Consider the following 19,233-nt stretch of genomic DNA (forward strand, 5'->3'; position numbering starts at 1 on the left):
CAAATATTATAGTCATTATTATTAATTATACAGTAAGTCAACTATTAATTTTTGGATATTCATTATAGAAATAATGATTTTGGTTATTGTTTTCTAAAAATATATGATATAATAAAAAAAATATATCGCGGAGGATTGTTATGAAAGAAAGTCAAATTTGTATAGCGTTAGATTTTCAAACTAAAAATGAGGTGGAGAATTTCTTGGACCAGTTTGGGAATGAACAACTTTATGTCAAAGTAGGAATGGAACTTTTTTATGGTGAAGGTATTGAAATAATTAAGTCTATCAAAAAAAGAGGACATAAGATTTTCCTGGATCTTAAGCTACATGATATTCCTAATACTGTAAAAAGTGCAATGAAGCAATTGGCTAAATTGGATGTGGATATGGTTAATGTTCATGCTTCTGGAAGTATAGCTATGATGAAGGCTGCTAGGGAAGGACTAGAAGAAGGCTCTGCTCATAGAAAAAGACCTTTATGTATAGCTGTGACATGTTTAACTTCTTTAGATCAAAAAGTCTTAGATGATGAGTTATTAATTCACGATCCATTGCCTGATGTCGTATTAAGATGGGCACAAAATGCAAAGATAGCTGGATTGGATGGAGTTGTTTGCTCACCTCTTGAGTCAAAAATTATTCACGAACAACTGGGAGAGCATTTTATTACTGTAACACCAGGAATTAGACTTGCTAGTGATAGTGTTAATGATCAAAAAAGAGTGACAACCCCAGCAATGGCAAAGGAGTTAACTTCTACATATATTGTTGTAGGAAGAACAATTACTCGTGCTAAGGATCCTGTTCAGACTTATTATGAAGTATATAGACAATTTCAAGGAGAGTAGAAAATGGAAAGAAAAATTGCAAAAGATTTATTAGATATTCAAGCTGTCTTTTTAAGACCTAATGAGCCATTCACGTGGGCTTCTGGTATAAAATCACCAATTTATTGTGATAATCGTCTAACATTATCTTATCCTAATGTTAGAGATGATATTGAACAAGGTTTAGCAAAACTAATTAGAGAGTATTATCCAGAATGTGAATGTTTGATGGGAACTGCAACTGCCGGAATAGCTCATGCAGCGTTAGTTGCAAATATTTTAGGCTTACCTATGGGGTATGTTCGTGGTGGTGCCAAATCTCATGGAAGAAATAATCGTATAGAGGGTTTAGTTAAACCAGGAATGAAGGTTATTGTAGTAGAAGATTTAATTTCAACAGGAGGGTCTTCTCTAGAATGTGTTGATGCACTAAAAGACGCTGGGTGTGAAGTTATTGGAATGGTTGCCATTTTTACATATGGCTTACCAAAAGCGACTGCTAATTTTAATGATAAACAGTGTAGTTTCCATACATTAACAAATTATGATGCACTTATTGAAGTTGCTGTTGAAAATCAATATATTCAAGAAAGCGATCTTATAAAGTTGAAATCATGGAAAGAGAATCCAAATGATGAATCTTGGATGGAAAAATAAGTTTAGTATTGACTAAACTTATTCTTTTTTAAATATAATTTTATTGATATGTGAATTATACTATTCTTATAGCCATATATTATACTTTATCATTGCATAAAGTATAATATTGATGTAAAATGGCATAAGAATTATAGTGAGGTAAATATTATGAAATATAATAAAGGCTTTTTTTGGCATAAGATAAAAATATTGACTGCTTCTTTTTTTATGATAACACCTATGTTTTTTCAATTAAAGATTAATTCCTTTTCATCAATTTGTAATTATTTAGGTGTGAAAGCAGATGCAGATTTATTACAAAATGTAGGTTTTAAATTACAAATACTTTTAGGTGACTTTTTGATGTCATTTCATGGGCAATCAATACTGATGTTATGTGTATTTATGATTGCTGTTTTTCTTGTAAGAAAGTATCAGCAAATTATGACTAAAGATTTGCTAAAATGTACTATTGTTCCTTCAATATTGTTTGCCTTTTTTCAAGTGTTTGGACAATCATTTCAACAAACGGACAGTTGGAGATTGATTTTTGAAAATTATAGAACAGTTTTAAAAGCATGTTTTTTATTTACTGGATATACTGTTTTGTTTATAATTATTATAGGTTTATTATTTAAATACCTTAAAAAGTGTAAAATGATTCAATCAACAAAGGAATTTCAATGGTTTACAGATAATAAGAAATCAATTTTAGTTGTTATGGCAATTATTTTGCTATTCTGGGCCCCATCATTAATTTCTAATTTTCCTGGTATTACAAATTATGATTTTTTTGATATGTTAAATAGTTTTTATGGACATGAAACATATAGTTTAAGAGCTGTTACACTCATTGATCCATCAGTTACACTAAATAATAATAATCCAGTTCTACAAACTTTACTTGCCGTTGGATGTATGAAAATAGGAACATTTTTTAATTTACCTTGGATAGGATTATTTATATTTTGTTATAGTCAAGCTATTCTATTTGCCCTCGTACTATCTTATGTTATTTATTATTTAGCAAAAATAGGTGTTCACCAATATTTGCGTATAGGGTTATTGCTTATTTTTGGGTTAGCACCAATGAATGCGAATTATGCTGTAACAACATTAAAAGATGTTAATTTTGCCTTTGTGTTTTTATTATATTTGATTTGTTTATTAGAGATGGTAAAATCTCCTCAAGAATTTTTTAATCAAAAAAAGAAATTGTTTTATTTTGCTGGGATAAATTTATTATTAATGTTATTGAGAAACAATGGGTCGTATATATTAATTCCAACAGATATAGTTTTATTAATTGTTTATAGAAAATACTGGAAACAAACTGCTATATCAACACTTACTCCTTTATTTATATTTATAGTATTAATTTCTAATGTTCTATATCCAGCTTTGAAGATAGCTCCAGGTAGTAAAAGAGAAATGTATTCAGTTCCTTTTCAGCAGACAGCCAGATTAGTTAAGGAACATGGTGATGAAATTCCTCAAGAGGATAGAGATATAATCAATAAAGTTCTTGCATATGATAAGATTGCTGAACGATATAATCCTGAGTTATCAGATAAGGTTAAAGCAACTTATAAGAAATATTCTACGTCTGAAGATATGAGTCAATACTTAAATGTTTGGGCTAAATGGTTGTTTATTTATCCTGATGTATATATTCAAGCAACAATGAATAATTGTTATGGTTATTTCTATCCTGATGCAAAAAGTTGGATAGCATATACAGAAATTACACCTCCAGGTAAGGATTATAGAGTATCTAGTCCAAAATTGTTAACACCTATACGTGAATTTGTTAATGCGATTCCAGAATTTGTACGAAATATACCGATTGTAGGATTAATTGAGAGTATTGGCTTTTATACTTGGTTACTTATTTTAAGTATTGCATATCTTGTCTATACTCATAATAAGAAATTTATTTATATGTATACACCATTACTTATTCTTTTGTTGACTTGTGTTTTATCTCCAGCAAACACCATGTTAAGATATATCTATCCAATGATATTATCTGTACCTATTTTAATATGCTATATTCTGCATATGCAGTTTGAAAAAGGATGTGAATAAAATGACTAAAATTCTAGTGATTATACCGGCATATAATGAAAGAGAAAGTATTCTTCAGGTTATCAAGAGTTTAAAAGAGTTGCCGTTGCCTTTAGATTATGTTGTTGTCAATGATTGTTCTAAAGATGATACAAAAGAGATTTTACAAAAGAATGGTACAAACTATCTTGACTTACCAGTGAATTTAGGTATTGGTGGTGCAGTCCAAGCTGGCTATAAATTTGCAAAAGAAAATGGATATGATATAGCTATACAAATTGATGGTGATGGACAACATAACCCTGAATATATTCATAATCTTGTTCAACCAATATTAGATGGTAAAGCTGATGCTTGCATAGGTTCACGCTTTATCGAAAAGGAGGGCTTTCAGTCCTCTTGGTTACGTAGATTTGGAATTAATCTTTTAAGTGGTTGTATATCTTTATTTTATGGTCAAAAAATACATGATGTTACAAGTGGGTTTAGAGCTGTCAATAAAGGGTTAATTGAGATTTATGCGCAAGATTATGCACAAGATTATCCTGAACCTGAAGCATTAGTAACAGCTATTCTTCATCATCAAAAAATTATTGAAGTACCAGTTGAGATGAGAGAAAGATTAGGTGGAACTAGTTCTATACATAGTTTTAAATCTATTTATTATATGATAAAAGTTTCATTAGCTATTATTTGTCGTAAATTAACATTGCGAAAGGAGCCATAAAAAATGAATAGTATACTTCAAGTCGCAATGATTATTGCAATTGCTTTTTATTTTATTTGTTTATTTACTCTTTTGAGAAAAAATAAAGTAACTTTAAAATATATACTTTTGTGGTTTGTTACAGGAATTATTATGCTATTTATAGCAATTTTTCCAACCCTTTTAGAAACACCTTTGCATTGGTTGGGAATTGTTGAGTTTACCAACGGGCTTTTTGCAGTAATATTTTTCTTTTTAATTATTATTGTTATGTCTTTGACAACAATCTTATCAGATATTAGTGAAAAGCAACGAGATATGGCTCAAAAAATGGCTATTTATGAATATAAGTTAAGACAATTAGAAGAACGAGGAGAATCGCAATGAAAATGACATTATTATGTTTACTAAATACTGGTTTAATGGTTACTGGTCAAATATTATTTAAAGTTGGTAGTCAGGGAAAAACATTATCTAGTATATCTGATATGGTTCGATTAATGTTTTCTCCAGTTGTTTTAGTAGCTTTATGCCTATATGCTGGAACAACAATGCTTTGGCTATACATATTGAGTAAGGTAGATATTAGCTTTGCATATCCAATTCAAGCACTTGCATTTCCAGTAGTTATGATTGTATCAGCGTTTATGTTTCATGAACAAATTCCAGCTATGAGATGGATTGGAGTGGCAATTATTTTTATTGGTGTTTTACTTGTTGTTCAAAAATAATCATGAATACATTGCAATTTTATGATTATACAAGTAAAATAGGAATGAAATAGGTAACTCTATTGGAGGAGAATTTATGTTTAAAAGTATGAAATATGTCTTACATGAGAATTTTACAAATTTGTTTAGAATTTATTCTATTTCTAAATATGAATTAGTAGCTGACATGAGAGACTCAAAATTAGGATTGTTTTGGAATTTTGCAAATCCTGTTATTCAAGTTTTAACCTATTGGTTTGTATTTGGATTAATTATGCAAAAAAAAGCTGTTTCCCATATTCCATACCTGTACTGGATGTTAGGAGGAATGGTTGTTTGGTTTTTTATATCTCCTTGTATTACTAATGGATGTAATGCTATTTTTTCAAAAGTAAATGTTATAACAAAAATGAAATTTCCTGTAAGTATTCTTCCAGCCACTGTTGTTATTAAGGAATTATTTAATCATCTTTGCTTAATGTTAATCCTGGTTGTGCTCTTTATAATGGGTGGATATTATCCATCCCTGCATTGGTTTGAATTAATATATTATTTGTTCTGTGCTGTTATTTTCTCTATATCTTTATCAATGACGACTTCAGTTTTGAATATGTTAGCTCGTGATACAAGAAAACTGGTTTTGGCATGTATGAGGCTCTTATTATACTTAACACCAATTTTGTGGGAAATACCAAAAAATTTACCTCATATTGTTAAACTTATATTAAAAGCAAATCCAATTTATTATATAGTACAGGGGTATCGTGACTGTTTCTTTTTTCATAAAGGGATATTTTCATATACTAATTCTATGATTGCTTTCTGGGTTGTTACTATTTTGTTATTTGCATTTGGAAGTTATATGATGTATAAATTTAAACATAAGTTTATTGATATGATATAGAGGTGATAATGTGGAAAAAGAATGTGCAATAGAGTTTAAGCAAGTTTCAAAAATATACAGTTTAAAATCTAAGGATAAGAAACATCTAACTGATAAACGCTTTTATGCTTTGAAAAAAATAAGTTTTAGAATCCCAAAAGGTGAGGTAGTTGGCATATTGGGAACAAATGGCTCTGGTAAATCAACAATGTCAATTATTTTGGCTGGAATTAGTGAGGTTGATGAAGGTGAAATGATAGTTAATGGAGAACAAGCGCTAATTGCTATTAATACTGGTCTTAATCAACAACTTACTGGTTTGGAAAATATTCAATTAAAAGGGGCGTTGTTAGGATTATCTAAAAAACGAATTCAAGAGATAACGGATGGTGTTATTGAATTTGCTGAAATTGGTGATTTTTTATACCAACCTGTAAAAAAATATTCAAGTGGTATGAAATCACGATTAGGTTTTTCAATAAATCTTTGTTTAAATCCTGATATTTTAATTGTTGATGAGGCATTATCTGTTGGTGACAAGGGTTTTGCACAAAAATGTATTGATAAAATGAAGAGCCTAAAAAAAGAAGGAAAAACTATTGTTTTCATATCTCACTCTTTACCACAAGTGCGTGATTTTTGTGATACAGCAATGTGGATAGAAGGTGGAATGCTTAAAGAGTACGGTGAAATTAATGAGGTTTGCGATCATTATGCTACATATGTTGATTATTATAATTCTCTAGATAATGAAAGCAAAAAGAAAGAAAGAGATTTGAAATTTGAAAAACGTATTATTCCAAATAATCATAAAAAAGGTTTCTTTAGTAAATTGTTTGGGTAATTGAGAAAGAGGCAAGAATGAAAAGAGTAATTACATATGGAACATTTGATTTGTTTCACATTGGACATTTAAATATTTTAAAGCGTGCAAAGGCTTTAGGAGATTATTTAGTAGTTGCGGTATCAAGTGATGACTTTAATGCAGTCAAAGGAAAAAAATGTGCTATTCCTGATAAAGAAAGAATGGCAATAGTTGAAGCAATAAAGTATGTTGATGAAGTTATTTCAGAAGATTCTTGGGATCAAAAAGTAAATGATATTAAAAGTCATGATATTGATATTTTTGTAATGGGAGATGATTGGGAAGGGAAATTTGATTTCTTAAAAGATTATTGTCAAGTTGTTTATCTTCCAAGGACTGATGGTATTAGTACTACAAAAATCAAGAAAGAACTCAAATTGAAATAAAGTTGATAAATTATCTTTTTAAGATAATTTTTTCTGTATATATGTATATGAAAGGAAAATAAATATGGAAAATATTAAAGTATCAGTTATAGTTCCAATCTATAATGTCGAAGCATATTTGCCGAGGTGCATAGAAAGTTTAATTAATCAAACGTTACAGGAAATAGAAATTATATTGGTGAATGATGGATCACCAGATAATTCGCAATCTATCATTGAGCATTATGCTTCTTTGTATCCTAATAAAATTGTATCTTTGATAAAGGAAAATGGTGGTTTATCTGATGCACGTAATTTTGGTATTGATTATGCTAAAGGTGAATACATTTCTTTTATTGATAGTGATGATTATGTTGATGAAACATATTTAGAAAAAATGTATAATAGAGCTATTGAGAGTCATTCTGAGATTGTTGTTTGTGGTTATTATGGAGTGAACGAAATAGAAGGGACATATAAATGGTTACAAAAAGGTAATACTGATATCTATAATACTGATTTATTGAATAGTCCAACACTTATTCATAATAATTCACCATATGCATGGAATAAAATATATCATCGTTCATTATTTGAAAGAACAAATATTCGATATCCTAAAGGGTGGATTTGGGAGGATATTCCTACAACATATCCATTACTTGCATGTGCCAATAAAATTTCAAAAGTTGACGAACCACTTATATATTATGTATTAAAAAGAGAAGGTTCAATTACTGCCACTTATTCAAGAAAGCAATTACAACTTTTCCAATCGTTAGAACTTTTATTAGAGAGATTCAAAGAATTGGGAGTTTTTGAAGAATTTTATGAAGAATTATTATTTATAAATATGCGCCATATAATTTTTAGATTTAAAGAATTTGTAAAATATAGAGATTTTAAAATGAAGTATAAGTTTGTTAAAGATGGATTTAAACATCTTGATACATTTTTTCCTGGCTGGAGAAAAAGCCCATATTATTTTACTTATTATGATGTTAATCAACCTTTTAAGCAGTGGAGAATGAAGTCAAAAATTTATTGGTATTATGTTATTTTAATTCCGAATTTTATTCATCATTTTTTTGCAAAAGTTAGTAGTTTCACAAAGAAATTAAAAAAACTCTTTAGTCAGAATAATTTTGTTAAGTATATATATGCACATTATCTCAAATATGGTGTATTAGATGAGAAAGCTGTTTTATTTGAATCGTTTCATGGAACAACCCTTTCAGATTCTCCTTTTTATATGATGAAAGAATTGCATGAATCTGGTAAAAATATGAAAATTTATTTTACGACTCAACATTATGAAACTCATAAAAAAATGATTGATGATTATGGTTTTGATGTAGAGTTAGTTAAATTAAATTCATTTCGCTATGCCAAAGTTCTTGCGACATCTAAATATTTGGTTAATAATGTTTCTTTCCCACCATATTTTATGCGTCACAAGAATCAAAAATATTTAAATACTTGGCATGGAACACCACTTAAAACGTTAGGAAAGAAAATGGTTCAGGGGATTGAGGATATGTCTAATATGCAAAGAAATTTTTTGCATTGTACAGATTTATTATATCCTAACGATTTTACAATGGCCCATATGATGGAGGATTATAACTTATTTGGATTATTCACTGGAAAAACCATAGTTAGTGGATATCCACGAAATAGTATTTTTATGGATGTTGAAAAAGCGAAAAGAACAAGAATGAATTTTCATCTTGAGGATAAAGAAGTTTTTGCATATATGCCAACTTGGCGTGGTACACAAAGTAATGTTGCAGTAAATGAACTTTATGCAAAAGATGTTAATGCAATATTAGAACGTTTAGATCAAGAATTAAATGATAATCAAATTTTGTTTGTTAATCTTCATTCATTAGTTAAAGATGATGTGCCAGTTGATGGTTATAAACATATTTTTCCATTCCCTAATATAGATAACTATGAGTTTTTGAACTGTGTTGATGTTCTTATTTCAGACTATTCAAGTGTATTTTTTGATTTCTCAATAACGAAAAAACCAATTGTTTTATTCATGTATGACTATGAGGAATATATGAGTGATCGAGGAACTTACTTTGATGCAAGAACATTACCATTTGAAAAAATTTATACTTTGGATAAGCTTGTTGAATACATCCATTTAGAGAATAAAGGTGTTCATAATTATGATGGATTAAATGACTATTATTTGCAGTTTAATCAATATGATTCGTTAGATTGTACTCAAAAGTTAAATGAGTATTTCTTTGACGATAATCAAAATGATTTACAAGTATTTGACTATTCATATAATAAGGATGTTCATCATACATTATATTTTGCACCCAAAATTGTAAAGAGAGAAGATTATAATCAACTAAGAGAAATTCATCAATTAAAAAATCCTGTTATAGTTTTTATGAAAAGTCAGTTTAATTATTTATTAAGAGAATCACTTCTCTATGAATATAATGATAAAGTTGATTATATTATTGTTAAACAAAGTATAGCTTATACACTATTTGAGAGAATTAAAATCGGGTTATCAAAATATCTGCCTTTTATTAAAATTGAGCGATTACAAATGAGAGCGTTTGATAATTTATTGCCAAATATCATTATTGATGAAATAGAATATCGTAAAAATCCATCATGTTTTTTACAAAGAGTTTTTAAAGCATTTTCAACTATTAATAAAAAGTAACTATATTAATTATAGTGTATAAAAAGAAAAAACTTTTCTTGGATATCTAATTTATATTAAAACTTATCATTTCTCCACTAATTTATTTATACTTACTATATTTTTTGATAAAAGTCTAGCGTATTCTAAAAAAGAGTATTCTAGATTTTTTAATATATTGTTCTTTTATTTATTATACAAATTATTTATTTCATAATCTTATTATTCGCTTAATATGGATTTTTACTATAAAATTATTATGAATTTGTAACTGTCTATTTGCTACTTTTTTTGGATTAATTATGTATTTATTGTTGTTAGGTTTTGAGAAGGATATTTATTACTTTTTATGATATTGAGTAGTTTAAACGTAAGATTTATTAATAGCTTCTTAATAAAGGACTTATGATTTATAAACAGATTCCAAGATAACATATAAAAAAGATGATATTAAACTAAAATGCTGCTATCTAGTATTCATTAATGAATAGCCAATTTAATAATTTGTGCTATTAAGATGACTTTATGAATTTTCAAGTAACCTATAAAGTTTTAGTGGAAATAATCTAATATTTATATTGCAAAAATTCACTTTTTTGGTTTATATATAGAAAATATGTATTTCTTATAATATGTGTAAAACCATATGTCCAATAAAAATTTTTCTTAGAAACAAGATACTTTTTATTTGTTTTACAAGATTATCTTATTATTACAGTTTGTAGAAAATGTTGAAGGTGAATTATATAATATTATAAGAAAGATATTGATTTTTTAAAATTGCATATGAAATTTTTTTAAAGATACTATAAGTGTGCAGCCTCATTTTGCTATTTATGAGCAGGAAAGAATAGGGAGATATAATCTTTATATAATTTATTTATCAATATTCCCTTTTCTATGTTAATAATAAAATTAATAATGGTTAAAATTTGAATTTCTTATCTTGAAATTTTCAATGCCTACTTGAAATGAATTAGCTATTATTTCATGATTTTTTAAGAATTATCGATAGGATTTGTAAAGTATATTCCTATAAATGATAGGTAATTGATAGTTTCATATTTTTGTATTTAAGTGAATTTATCCATTTTATTTTGTGTCAAGAGTTTTATTTATGGTGATTACATTTATATCGGGGATATATATTCAAAAATTATATATTAATGAAGTCAGAAATTATTGTTTTTTTCACAGAAATTACATATAAGGATATTACAATAATTATGGTCAAGGGGGAATATATTTGAAAAAATTAAGATTAAAAAAGAAATATAAAATATTCTTAATATATTTAGGAATATTCTTTATAGGAAGTGTTATTTTGTATCTTTTTATTCCTAGAAATGATGTTGAGTTTAGAAATGATGTTGAAGAGATAAGTTTGAAAGCTGGGGAAGTAAAGAGGTTAGAAGCAAGATTTAAAGGTGAAGGAAATAATCAAGTCATTTATTCAATTGAGGATACAGCTATTGCTGATATCGATGAGAATGGTAATGTATTAGCTAAGAAGATTGGAAAGACGATAGTATATGCAGGAAGTCATAAAAATAAAAAACAGTCAAAAATAAAATTAAGTGTTACTAAAGATAATTTATTTGATAGTTTTGGGCATATAAATATTAAAAGTGATTTATCACAGATTCAAGAAGTTGACAGCAAACAACAATTAAGAATTGATCTTGATGAATTATTTCAAAAAAATAAGATTATTTATTCAAGTACAAATTCTAATATTGTTGATGTTGATCAACAAGGTACTCTTTATATAAAAGGAGAAGGAATTACAAAAATTATTTTAAATATTGAGAATACAGACATTTATAAAAATATTGAAATACAATCCCAAAAAAAAGTACAGCATGTTAAAAGTTTGAGTTTAGATAAAAATATTAAATCTACTTTAGAAGAAGGAGAAACAATGAAACTATCAGTATCTATAAATCCTGAAAGTGTTAATAATAAGGATTTATCTTTTTCTTCATCAGAACCAACTATAGCTTCTGTTGATGACAAAGGAGTGGTTCGTGGATTAAGACCAGGTTTGACAACAATAACAATTACAGCTAGGGATAATGGAAAGAAAATACAACATAAGATATATGTATCAAAAACTATAGGGTATTTAACAAAACAAATGTTAGAAGCTGCTGGAATTGATGAATGTAATAAAATCATGATTGTTGCACATCCGGATGATGAAACATTATGGGGTGGTGGACATCTGTTGAGAGATAAATATTTTATTCTTTGTTTGACTAATAGTTTTAATGAAGTGAGAAAAGATGAATTTTATAAAGCAATAGAGTATATTGGAGCTAAAGGGATTATTCTGTCATATCCTGATTTAAATAATGGAACTAAAAGCAATTGGGAACATAATAAAGAAGGTGTACGTAAAGATGTGGATATGGTTTTAGGGTTTAAAGAATGGGAAACAATAGCTACACATAGCCCAATTGGAGAAACGGGCCATCGTCATCATAAATTTACAAGCAAAATTGTTACAAAGAGTGCTAAAGCCCTTAATAAATATAATTTTCTTAGTTGCTTTGGGAAGTTCTATGAAAAAGGAAAAGTTCCTGAAACATTACAACCATCTTTAACAGAAGAAGAAATTATGAAAAAAAATAATACTTTAGAAATATATAAAGCAGAAATGAAGTCAATTGATGCATTTTGGAGACAAATGGTTCCATTTGAATATTGGAAAAAGGCTTCTGTATGGAAAAAAGATTAGTATGATTATGCTGTAAAAAACCTTGCTCTTTTAGTGACAAAATGTTAGCATAATCAAAGATAGGAGTGGGTATTTATGTTTTTATTGCGATTTGTTAAAAAAATAGTAGCTAATATAATTAGAATAGTTTATAGATATACATATAATTTAATATCTATTGATGATAAAGTTATTATTTTTATATCTTTTCATGGGCGTGGATATTCAGATAATCCAAGGGCTATTTATGAGCAAATGCGCCAAGATGCACGATTCAAAGATTACAAATTTATTTGGTTTATTAAGAATCATAAGCAAAAGAACATAGAAATACCAGGTGCAGAAGTTAAAGAATATTTTAGTCTTCCATATTTTTACTATATGTCAAAAGCAAAATATTGGATTATTAATTGTAAACTGCCTACATATATATGTAAGAAACCAGATCAGATTTATTTACAAACATGGCATGGAACACCTTTAAAACGATTAGGGCATGATATTATTGCATCTGATAATGCAACTTTCTATCGCTCTGCTATGTCTTTTGAAAGTATGTGTCAATCATATGATATTGATGTAGCAAGATATAATTATATGATTTCTCCAAATAAATTCTGTACTGAAGTTTTTCAAACTTCTTTTGGAATTAATAGAGAGCGTCTCATTGAGACTGGATATCCACGTAATGATTTTATAACAAATGCAACTGCAGATGATGTAAAATCATTGAAGGATAAATTTCATTTGCCAATGGATAAAAAAATAATTTTATATGCTCCAACATGGAGAGATAATTCTTTTGTAGCTGCCGGATATACTTTTGATTTGAAAGCAGATTTCCATAAATGGAAGGATATTTTAGGAGATGAGTATGTTATTGTTTTTAAACCACATTATCTTATCATTAATAAATATGAGAATGATCATTCATTAGATGGATTTTTATATTCAATTTCAGCTAATGCTGAGATTAATGAACTATATGTGTTGAGTGACATATTGATTACTGATTATTCAAGCGTGTTTTTTGATTATGCTGTATTAAATAGGCCTATTTATTTTTATATGTATGATATTGATGAATATAAAGGGGAACTGAGAGGTTTCTATTTGGATATTTATAAAGAATTACCAGGGAAAATATATGAATATGAAAAACAAATGTTATTAGATATTAAAAATAATGTTTATGATTATTCTTATTTAAAGATATTTAACGAACGTTTTAATTCAGAACAAACAGGAAATTGTGCTCAAAAAGTTATTGATATTGTATTTAAAGATATATGATAAGGAATCCTATGAAAATATAGGATTTTTTCTATTTTCTTGTTGTTTAAAAAATGTTAGAATGAGAACAGTTATTAAGGAGAAAATTATGGGAATTCAAAAATTGATTTTAAATTTTATATTAACAATTGAATCGCTTATTATATCTATATTTAAGATCAAATCAAATAAAGTTACATTTATCTCATTAGAATCTGATCAGTTAACATCAGATTTTAAATTAATTTATGATCAATTAGATTTAAATGAGTTTGATGTTCATCTATGTTTAATTAAGTATCATAAAGATTTATGGGGACAATTTCTTTATTTTATCAATTGTATGAAACAACTTTATTTGATTAATACTTCAAAAATTGTTTTATTACATGATAATAATTATGTAGTTTCTCATTTTAAAAGAGAAGGTGTCATTGTGTTGCAAGTATGGCATGCATGTGGAGCTGTTAAAAAATTTGGTAACGCTATTGAAAGACAATATCCTATTGCAAACTATGATTATGTTTTAGCAACATCTTCTTATTGGCAAAAAGCATATAGCGAGGCATTTAGTATACCTGAATCACATGTTTTACCAATTGGATTACCAAGGACTGATGAGTTGTTTGATAAGCAGTGGCTTGAAAATAGTCAGAATGATATGCTTTATAAATATCCATTTCTCAAAGATAAAAAAATCATCTTATATGCACCTACCTTTAGAGGTAATATTTATAAAGGTTTTACAGCAATTCCATTTGATTCATTAAAAATTATTGAGCAACTGCCAGATAACTATATTATTATCTATAAATATCATCCATTAATGGGAGATTATCAACTTGCTAAACATGAACGTATCTATAATATGAATCATGAAGATACACATGCTTTATTTAGTATATGTGATTATTTGATATCTGATTTCTCTTCCATTATTTTTGATTATATGATTTTAGAAAAAAAATTATTATTTTATGTACCTGATTATATTGAATATAGTCAATATTTAGGTGTTTTCGTTGACTTGAATGATTTACATTGCCCAATTTGTTATCAAGAAGATGCAATTGTTAATGCAATTAAAAATGATATATGTCAAGTAGAACATATGAAAGAACTAAAGGATATATTTTTTAAATATCAAGATGGAATGAGTACCCAAAGAGTTATTCAATTTATGAAAGAAATTGTTGATAATCAGCGAGATTCATATTAATCAATATGTAAATTAGAGTAGATATTAAAATACGAAATCAATGATATAGAACCAGTAAAAACTAAACTGGTTCTTTATCATATTTTATAGTTTTCTTACATATGCTTTATTAAAAAGTATAGGAGGAAAGTTATGAATAGGGGAGAAATATATTATGCTGACTTATCTCCAGTTATTGGAAGTGAGCAAGGTGGATATAGACCTGTTTTGATTCTGCAGAATAATAAAGGAAATAAGTATTCTACAACTGTGATTGTTGCACCTATATCATCTAGAATGACGAAAAATGATTTGCCTACACATGTCATTATTGAACCAATATTCTTGGAAAAAAAGTCAGTTATTTTATTAGAACAGATTAGGACTATTGATAAAAAGAGGATAGATGAACGATTAGGGTGCTTATCTAGTGATACAATGGAGAAAGTCAACATAGCTATAAAAACAAGTTTAGACATTAAGTAATGTATATGGTATAATATGATGCATTAAAAGGAGTGATAAATATGAATATTTCAAGTATTAAAAATAGAGCAGATGAGTTATTAATTCACTGCAAACCGCAAGTGATTCGTATTATGACCATTATGTTATTAGTAGGGTTAATTCCTTCATTATTTAATGGTTCAGAGAATACTTTTATCTCTTTGATTTCTTTGGTATTAACAATTGTTTTTTTAACATTTAGTCATGGTTATATTGTTACAACATTAAAGGTTGTTAGAAATAATTCTGAATCTTTAAGTGATGATGATGCTTTTGTAGGGTTTAGAAGATTTAAAGAACTTTTTCCTACATACCTTGTTTCAGGGTTGGTTTTGTTTGTTGTTGCATTTATTTTACTTTTCATTATGATGTTCTTTTTAATTATGTTCTTTGGAAATGTTTTTTCTGAAATACCTTATCTTATTGTAAATTCAGCATTTTCACAGAGTGGAACCTATAACGTATTATATTCATTAATTCAAGCTGTTCCATCACTCGTTCTTGTTATTTTGCTGTTTGTTCTTATTATGATTATTGTTATGGTTGTTGCTTCTGCGTTTGTCTTTGCTATGCCCTATTTATTGGAACAATACCATATGACAACAATGACTGCATTAAAAGAGTCATTTTCATTAATGCAAAATCATATCTGGGATTTGATTAAGTTAGAACTTTCGTTTTTAGGATGGATGATACTGGTAGGAATTATACAAGGCGTAATTGGAGAATTACTCATGTTTATTCCTGTTTTAGGAACATTGATTGCAAGTGTTGTTTCAGGGTTAATTGCAATTTATGTTTACTTACCAAAGTATATGGTATCTCAAGCTATTTTCTTTGAAGAATTAGCTTATTATCGTTATGAAGAGCCAAAACAACGTTTTCAGGGAGAATATCAAGATGTTGAGTAACTCATTTACAAGAAAAGTTAATACTCAAGCAAAATGGATGTTTTTACTTGTTATATTACCATTATATATGTATTGTGGTAGTATTATCATTAGTGCCTTTTTAAAATTTATTATCTTAACATTTTCACTAACTTTAAGTGAAAGTACAATCAATTGTTATGTCAATTTACTCTTTGATCTTGGCATGTTGATTATTGTTTGGTTGACTTTTAAGGATTCTATGATTGAACAATGGCACGATTTTAAACAAGATATAAAAGGTCATCTTCTCTATGGATTGTTAATTGGAACAGCATTGGTCTACGGAGTAGGTATTGTTGGTGGTTTTATCACTTTGCTTTTAGGTGGAGCTTCAACGAGTGAAAATCAAAATCTGATTCAAACTATTGTTGCTGCACATCCACTTTTAATGTCACTGACAACTGTTGTTTTTGCTCCATTATTAGAAGAAATGATATTTAGAGGTATAGTATTTGGTTGGGTATATGAGATAAACCCTAAACTTGCTCATTTTGTTTCTGCATTTGTTTTTGGTTTTGTACATGTTATGATTAGCGTTCTGTCTGGAAATATTTCTGAATGGATCCAGATATTCTCTTACTTCTTTATGGGGGCAGCCCTGAGTTATCTTTATGAAAAGAGAAACAATATTTATGTTCCTATCTTGTCGCATGCTATGAATAATTTCATCGCAATGCTCTTAATGATATTTTAAAAGACTTACACGAATGAAGTAAGTCTTTTTTTATAATAAGTATGTAATGATACCTATTGTGATTCCAAGAATGACACCAGTAACAACATCACTCAAATAATGCACAAAGAGATATAATCTTGAAATAGCTGTTAATATTGCATATATATAGCCAATAATTCCTAGAATAGGATTATAAAGCATCATAACAGTACTGCAAGCAAAAGATGAAGTAGTATGTCCAGAAGGAAATGATAAATCACTTGGTGTTGTTATGAGTAATTGAACTTCAGGATATGTATGACATGGTCTTTTTCTTCTCACAAGGGATTTGATTGTCACCTGTCCAATAAGTGTCGCTGCTATTAAGGCTATGAGCATATCAATTGACATTGTTCTTGTTTGATCAATCATATTTGTAATCAAGATAACAATTAACCAACTCATTCCAAAGTCACCGCACATACTAATAAATTTCATGATTTCATTTGTGAGATGATGTTTGTAAAAATGAGTCATATAAAAAGCTATATGGATATCAATATCTTGAATTTTGTTAATCAATGACTTCATCAACATTTCTCCTTTTTATGATAAAGATAATTATTTTAACAGAACTAATGAGCAATGCATGGAAGACAAAAATATTTAATAAAGGAATACCATCAAGAGAGAAGAAAGCATTTGTCATTGCATATTCTTGATAGGAAGGGATAAACTTTATGATTGCATGGAGTCCATTTAGTATGCAAGCAAAGAAACCTTCAATAAATGAGTAATAAATATGAAAGAGCGAAGAAATTATTTTGAAAATACCATCTTGAGATGCAAATTGGTTGACAAAAGCTATATAAATAATGATACCAATAAATAAAATCAGAAAAGATATTGCAAAAATATAGAGGACATTAATAATTAAAGATAGAAAAAATGATTCCTGTTGTTCTTCATTAATTATATCCTCTTGATAAGAACTTTTGACTATATCTTCAATTTCCTGATAGTCAGTAACAACTTTCATTGGTGTTTTTTCAATAGATTCATCTGTCTTATTAATTTGCTGAAGTAAACGAGTAAGTGTTTCTTCTTCCTCATTATCTAAGGAAGATATATGTATTTCGTTTTGTTCAATGTCTTCTTTTTGAGCTACATGTTGTATTTCTTCAAGGAGACTTTCTTGAGGTGGAGTTTCCTGAATTGTTTGAGATTCATCATTAAATTGAAATTTTTTTCTATGAGGAGCATTCTTAAAAAGAACACTTCCATCTTTAATATTCTGTTGATTTAACTGTGTAACATAATAAGAATAAGTTTTATTCACAACATCTAAAATTTGATGATCATTACAATAAGTCTGTTCAAGTCGATCTTTCACTTTATTCAATTCATCTAAGCTCATATCAGCATTCATGCCAAGAATAGATGAATACATTTCACTTTCTTCATATTGATCAAAAAGCAGAGTATTCAAAACTTCAAATAGATTTTTACAAATCTTGTAAGATGTTTCCATTTCAAGTTTCCCTGCTGGTATTAAGTCTTCACAATAAATAATATTCATATTCAATTCATTTGCAGCATAATTTAATGACATAAAAGAAGAAATAACGAGTGTTTCAACAGTATGAACATGAAAATGATTAGTAATTGTCTCTAGCATTTGCGTTGAAGGTAATGGCATACTAGAAGTATCACTACCAATAATAAAGTGAACTTTATTATATATTTTAGCTGCTTGTAAATAATGGACTGCATCTTTTGTCCTATGAGTAGAAATAACGGCAACTTGTATTTCCTTTTGATGAAGATATTCTAATAATTCTAAAAAACCTTCATTAGGTTTTAAACCTTTGTAATCTAGATACTGCATCAGTTCTCTTTCGATTTTGGCATTTAAAGGACCTGTATCTATCTTTCCATCAAGAGGAAGATCTTTATACATATCATACATATTAGAGAGATGGGGATAAAAATCTTTTTTACTGATTGGTATATTCTTATTGTCACATAAATGATGATAATAATTATATCTAAATCTATTTAAGTCAAAAATAACTCCATCCAAAGGAATAATGACGACTTTTATACTATTAATAGATTGCCTGTACATACCCTCACCGCCTTATGCATCATATTATATCAAACTTTTTCATATTATTCCATGTAAATTGACTTGATTTTTTTGGAAGA

The 19,233-nt window shown here is 27.9% G+C and carries 18 protein-coding genes; 16 read left to right on the forward strand and 2 right to left on the reverse strand.

Annotated elements, in window-relative coordinates; translation table 11 throughout:
• Nucleotides 1-140: 140 nt before the first annotated feature.
• The 16 genes from pyrF to GQF29_RS13185 all read left to right on the forward strand — a co-directional run bounded on the left by pyrF (nucleotide 141) and on the right by GQF29_RS13185 (nucleotide 17,064).
• Nucleotides 141-851 carry an orotidine-5'-phosphate decarboxylase gene (gene pyrF / locus GQF29_RS13110; RefSeq protein ID WP_117598721.1) on the forward strand — a complete coding sequence of 237 codons (711 nt, stop codon included), beginning with the start codon at nucleotides 141-143 and terminating at the stop codon, nucleotides 849-851.
• A gap of 3 nt (nucleotides 852-854) precedes the next feature.
• Entirely contained in the window at nucleotides 855-1,487 is a 633-nt protein-coding gene (gene pyrE, locus GQF29_RS13115; protein WP_054325266.1) for an orotate phosphoribosyltransferase, read from the forward strand.
• A gap of 150 nt (nucleotides 1,488-1,637) precedes the next feature.
• A complete protein-coding gene (locus GQF29_RS13120) occupies nucleotides 1,638-3,557 on the forward strand; it encodes a DUF6020 family protein (RefSeq protein WP_117598720.1) in 1,920 nt (639 codons plus the stop codon).
• A 1-nt stretch (nucleotide 3,558) separates the two neighbouring features.
• Nucleotides 3,559-4,263 carry a glycosyltransferase family 2 protein gene (locus tag GQF29_RS13125; RefSeq protein WP_054688475.1) on the forward strand — a complete coding sequence of 235 codons (705 nt, stop codon included), beginning with the start codon at nucleotides 3,559-3,561 and terminating at the stop codon, nucleotides 4,261-4,263.
• Nucleotides 4,264-4,266: 3 nt separating this feature from the next.
• A complete protein-coding gene (locus tag GQF29_RS13130) occupies nucleotides 4,267-4,629 on the forward strand; it encodes a DUF2304 domain-containing protein (RefSeq protein WP_054688473.1) in 363 nt (120 codons plus the stop codon).
• Nucleotides 4,626-4,973: an EamA family transporter gene (locus GQF29_RS13135; RefSeq protein ID WP_054325259.1), complete on the forward strand. Its 348-nt coding sequence runs from the start codon at nucleotides 4,626-4,628 to the stop codon at nucleotides 4,971-4,973. Before GQF29_RS13130 ends, GQF29_RS13135 begins: the two co-directional genes overlap by 4 nt.
• A 76-nt stretch (nucleotides 4,974-5,049) precedes the next feature.
• Nucleotides 5,050-5,856 carry an ABC transporter permease gene (locus tag GQF29_RS13140; RefSeq protein WP_054688470.1) on the forward strand — a complete coding sequence of 269 codons (807 nt, stop codon included), beginning with the start codon at nucleotides 5,050-5,052 and terminating at the stop codon, nucleotides 5,854-5,856.
• A 10-nt stretch (nucleotides 5,857-5,866) separates the two neighbouring features.
• The gene (locus GQF29_RS13145) at nucleotides 5,867-6,679 is read left to right on the forward strand and encodes an ABC transporter ATP-binding protein (RefSeq protein ID WP_054688469.1); all 813 of its coding nucleotides are present in this window, start codon (nucleotides 5,867-5,869) and stop codon (nucleotides 6,677-6,679) included.
• Between the two features lie 17 nt (nucleotides 6,680-6,696).
• Entirely contained in the window at nucleotides 6,697-7,086 is a 390-nt protein-coding gene (gene tagD / locus GQF29_RS13150; RefSeq protein ID WP_054688467.1) for a glycerol-3-phosphate cytidylyltransferase, read from the forward strand.
• A gap of 64 nt (nucleotides 7,087-7,150) precedes the next feature.
• Complete coding sequence (locus GQF29_RS18900; RefSeq protein WP_160340821.1) at nucleotides 7,151-9,763, forward strand: bifunctional glycosyltransferase/CDP-glycerol:glycerophosphate glycerophosphotransferase; 2,613 nt, start codon at nucleotides 7,151-7,153, stop codon at nucleotides 9,761-9,763.
• A 1,225-nt stretch (nucleotides 9,764-10,988) separates the two neighbouring features.
• Nucleotides 10,989-12,482: an Ig-like domain-containing protein gene (locus GQF29_RS13160; RefSeq protein ID WP_160340822.1), complete on the forward strand. Its 1,494-nt coding sequence runs from the start codon at nucleotides 10,989-10,991 to the stop codon at nucleotides 12,480-12,482.
• A 75-nt stretch (nucleotides 12,483-12,557) separates the two neighbouring features.
• Nucleotides 12,558-13,754 carry a CDP-glycerol glycerophosphotransferase family protein gene (locus GQF29_RS13165; RefSeq protein ID WP_202086358.1) on the forward strand — a complete coding sequence of 399 codons (1,197 nt, stop codon included), beginning with the start codon at nucleotides 12,558-12,560 and terminating at the stop codon, nucleotides 13,752-13,754.
• Between the two features lie 88 nt (nucleotides 13,755-13,842).
• The gene (locus GQF29_RS13170; RefSeq protein ID WP_117598717.1) at nucleotides 13,843-14,952 is read left to right on the forward strand and encodes a CDP-glycerol glycerophosphotransferase family protein; all 1,110 of its coding nucleotides are present in this window, start codon (nucleotides 13,843-13,845) and stop codon (nucleotides 14,950-14,952) included.
• A 132-nt stretch (nucleotides 14,953-15,084) separates the two neighbouring features.
• A complete protein-coding gene (locus GQF29_RS13175; RefSeq protein ID WP_054688456.1) occupies nucleotides 15,085-15,417 on the forward strand; it encodes a type II toxin-antitoxin system PemK/MazF family toxin in 333 nt (110 codons plus the stop codon).
• A 41-nt stretch (nucleotides 15,418-15,458) separates the two neighbouring features.
• Entirely contained in the window at nucleotides 15,459-16,349 is an 891-nt protein-coding gene (locus tag GQF29_RS13180) for a DUF975 family protein (RefSeq protein ID WP_054688454.1), read from the forward strand.
• Nucleotides 16,339-17,064, forward strand: a complete 726-nt coding sequence (locus GQF29_RS13185; protein ID WP_117598716.1) for a CPBP family intramembrane glutamic endopeptidase — start codon at nucleotides 16,339-16,341, stop codon at nucleotides 17,062-17,064. Before GQF29_RS13180 ends, GQF29_RS13185 begins: the two co-directional genes overlap by 11 nt.
• Before the next feature lie 30 nt (nucleotides 17,065-17,094).
• On the opposite strand, the gene GQF29_RS13190 is transcribed toward GQF29_RS13185, so the two are convergent.
• Both GQF29_RS13190 and GQF29_RS13195 read right to left on the reverse strand, forming a co-directional pair.
• A complete protein-coding gene (locus GQF29_RS13190; protein WP_054325251.1) occupies nucleotides 17,095-17,616 on the reverse strand; it encodes a phosphatase PAP2 family protein in 522 nt (173 codons plus the stop codon).
• Nucleotides 17,600-19,153 (reverse strand): HAD family hydrolase, encoded by a 1,554-nt coding sequence (locus GQF29_RS13195; protein ID WP_117598715.1) that lies wholly within the window; start codon nucleotides 19,151-19,153, stop codon nucleotides 17,600-17,602. Before GQF29_RS13195 ends, GQF29_RS13190 begins: the two co-directional genes overlap by 17 nt.
• Nucleotides 19,154-19,233: the final 80 nt, after the last annotated feature.

Source organism: Coprobacillus cateniformis (assembly GCF_009767585.1).
In the GTDB taxonomy this organism is placed as follows: domain Bacteria; phylum Bacillota_I; class Bacilli_A; order Erysipelotrichales; family Coprobacillaceae; genus Coprobacillus; species Coprobacillus cateniformis.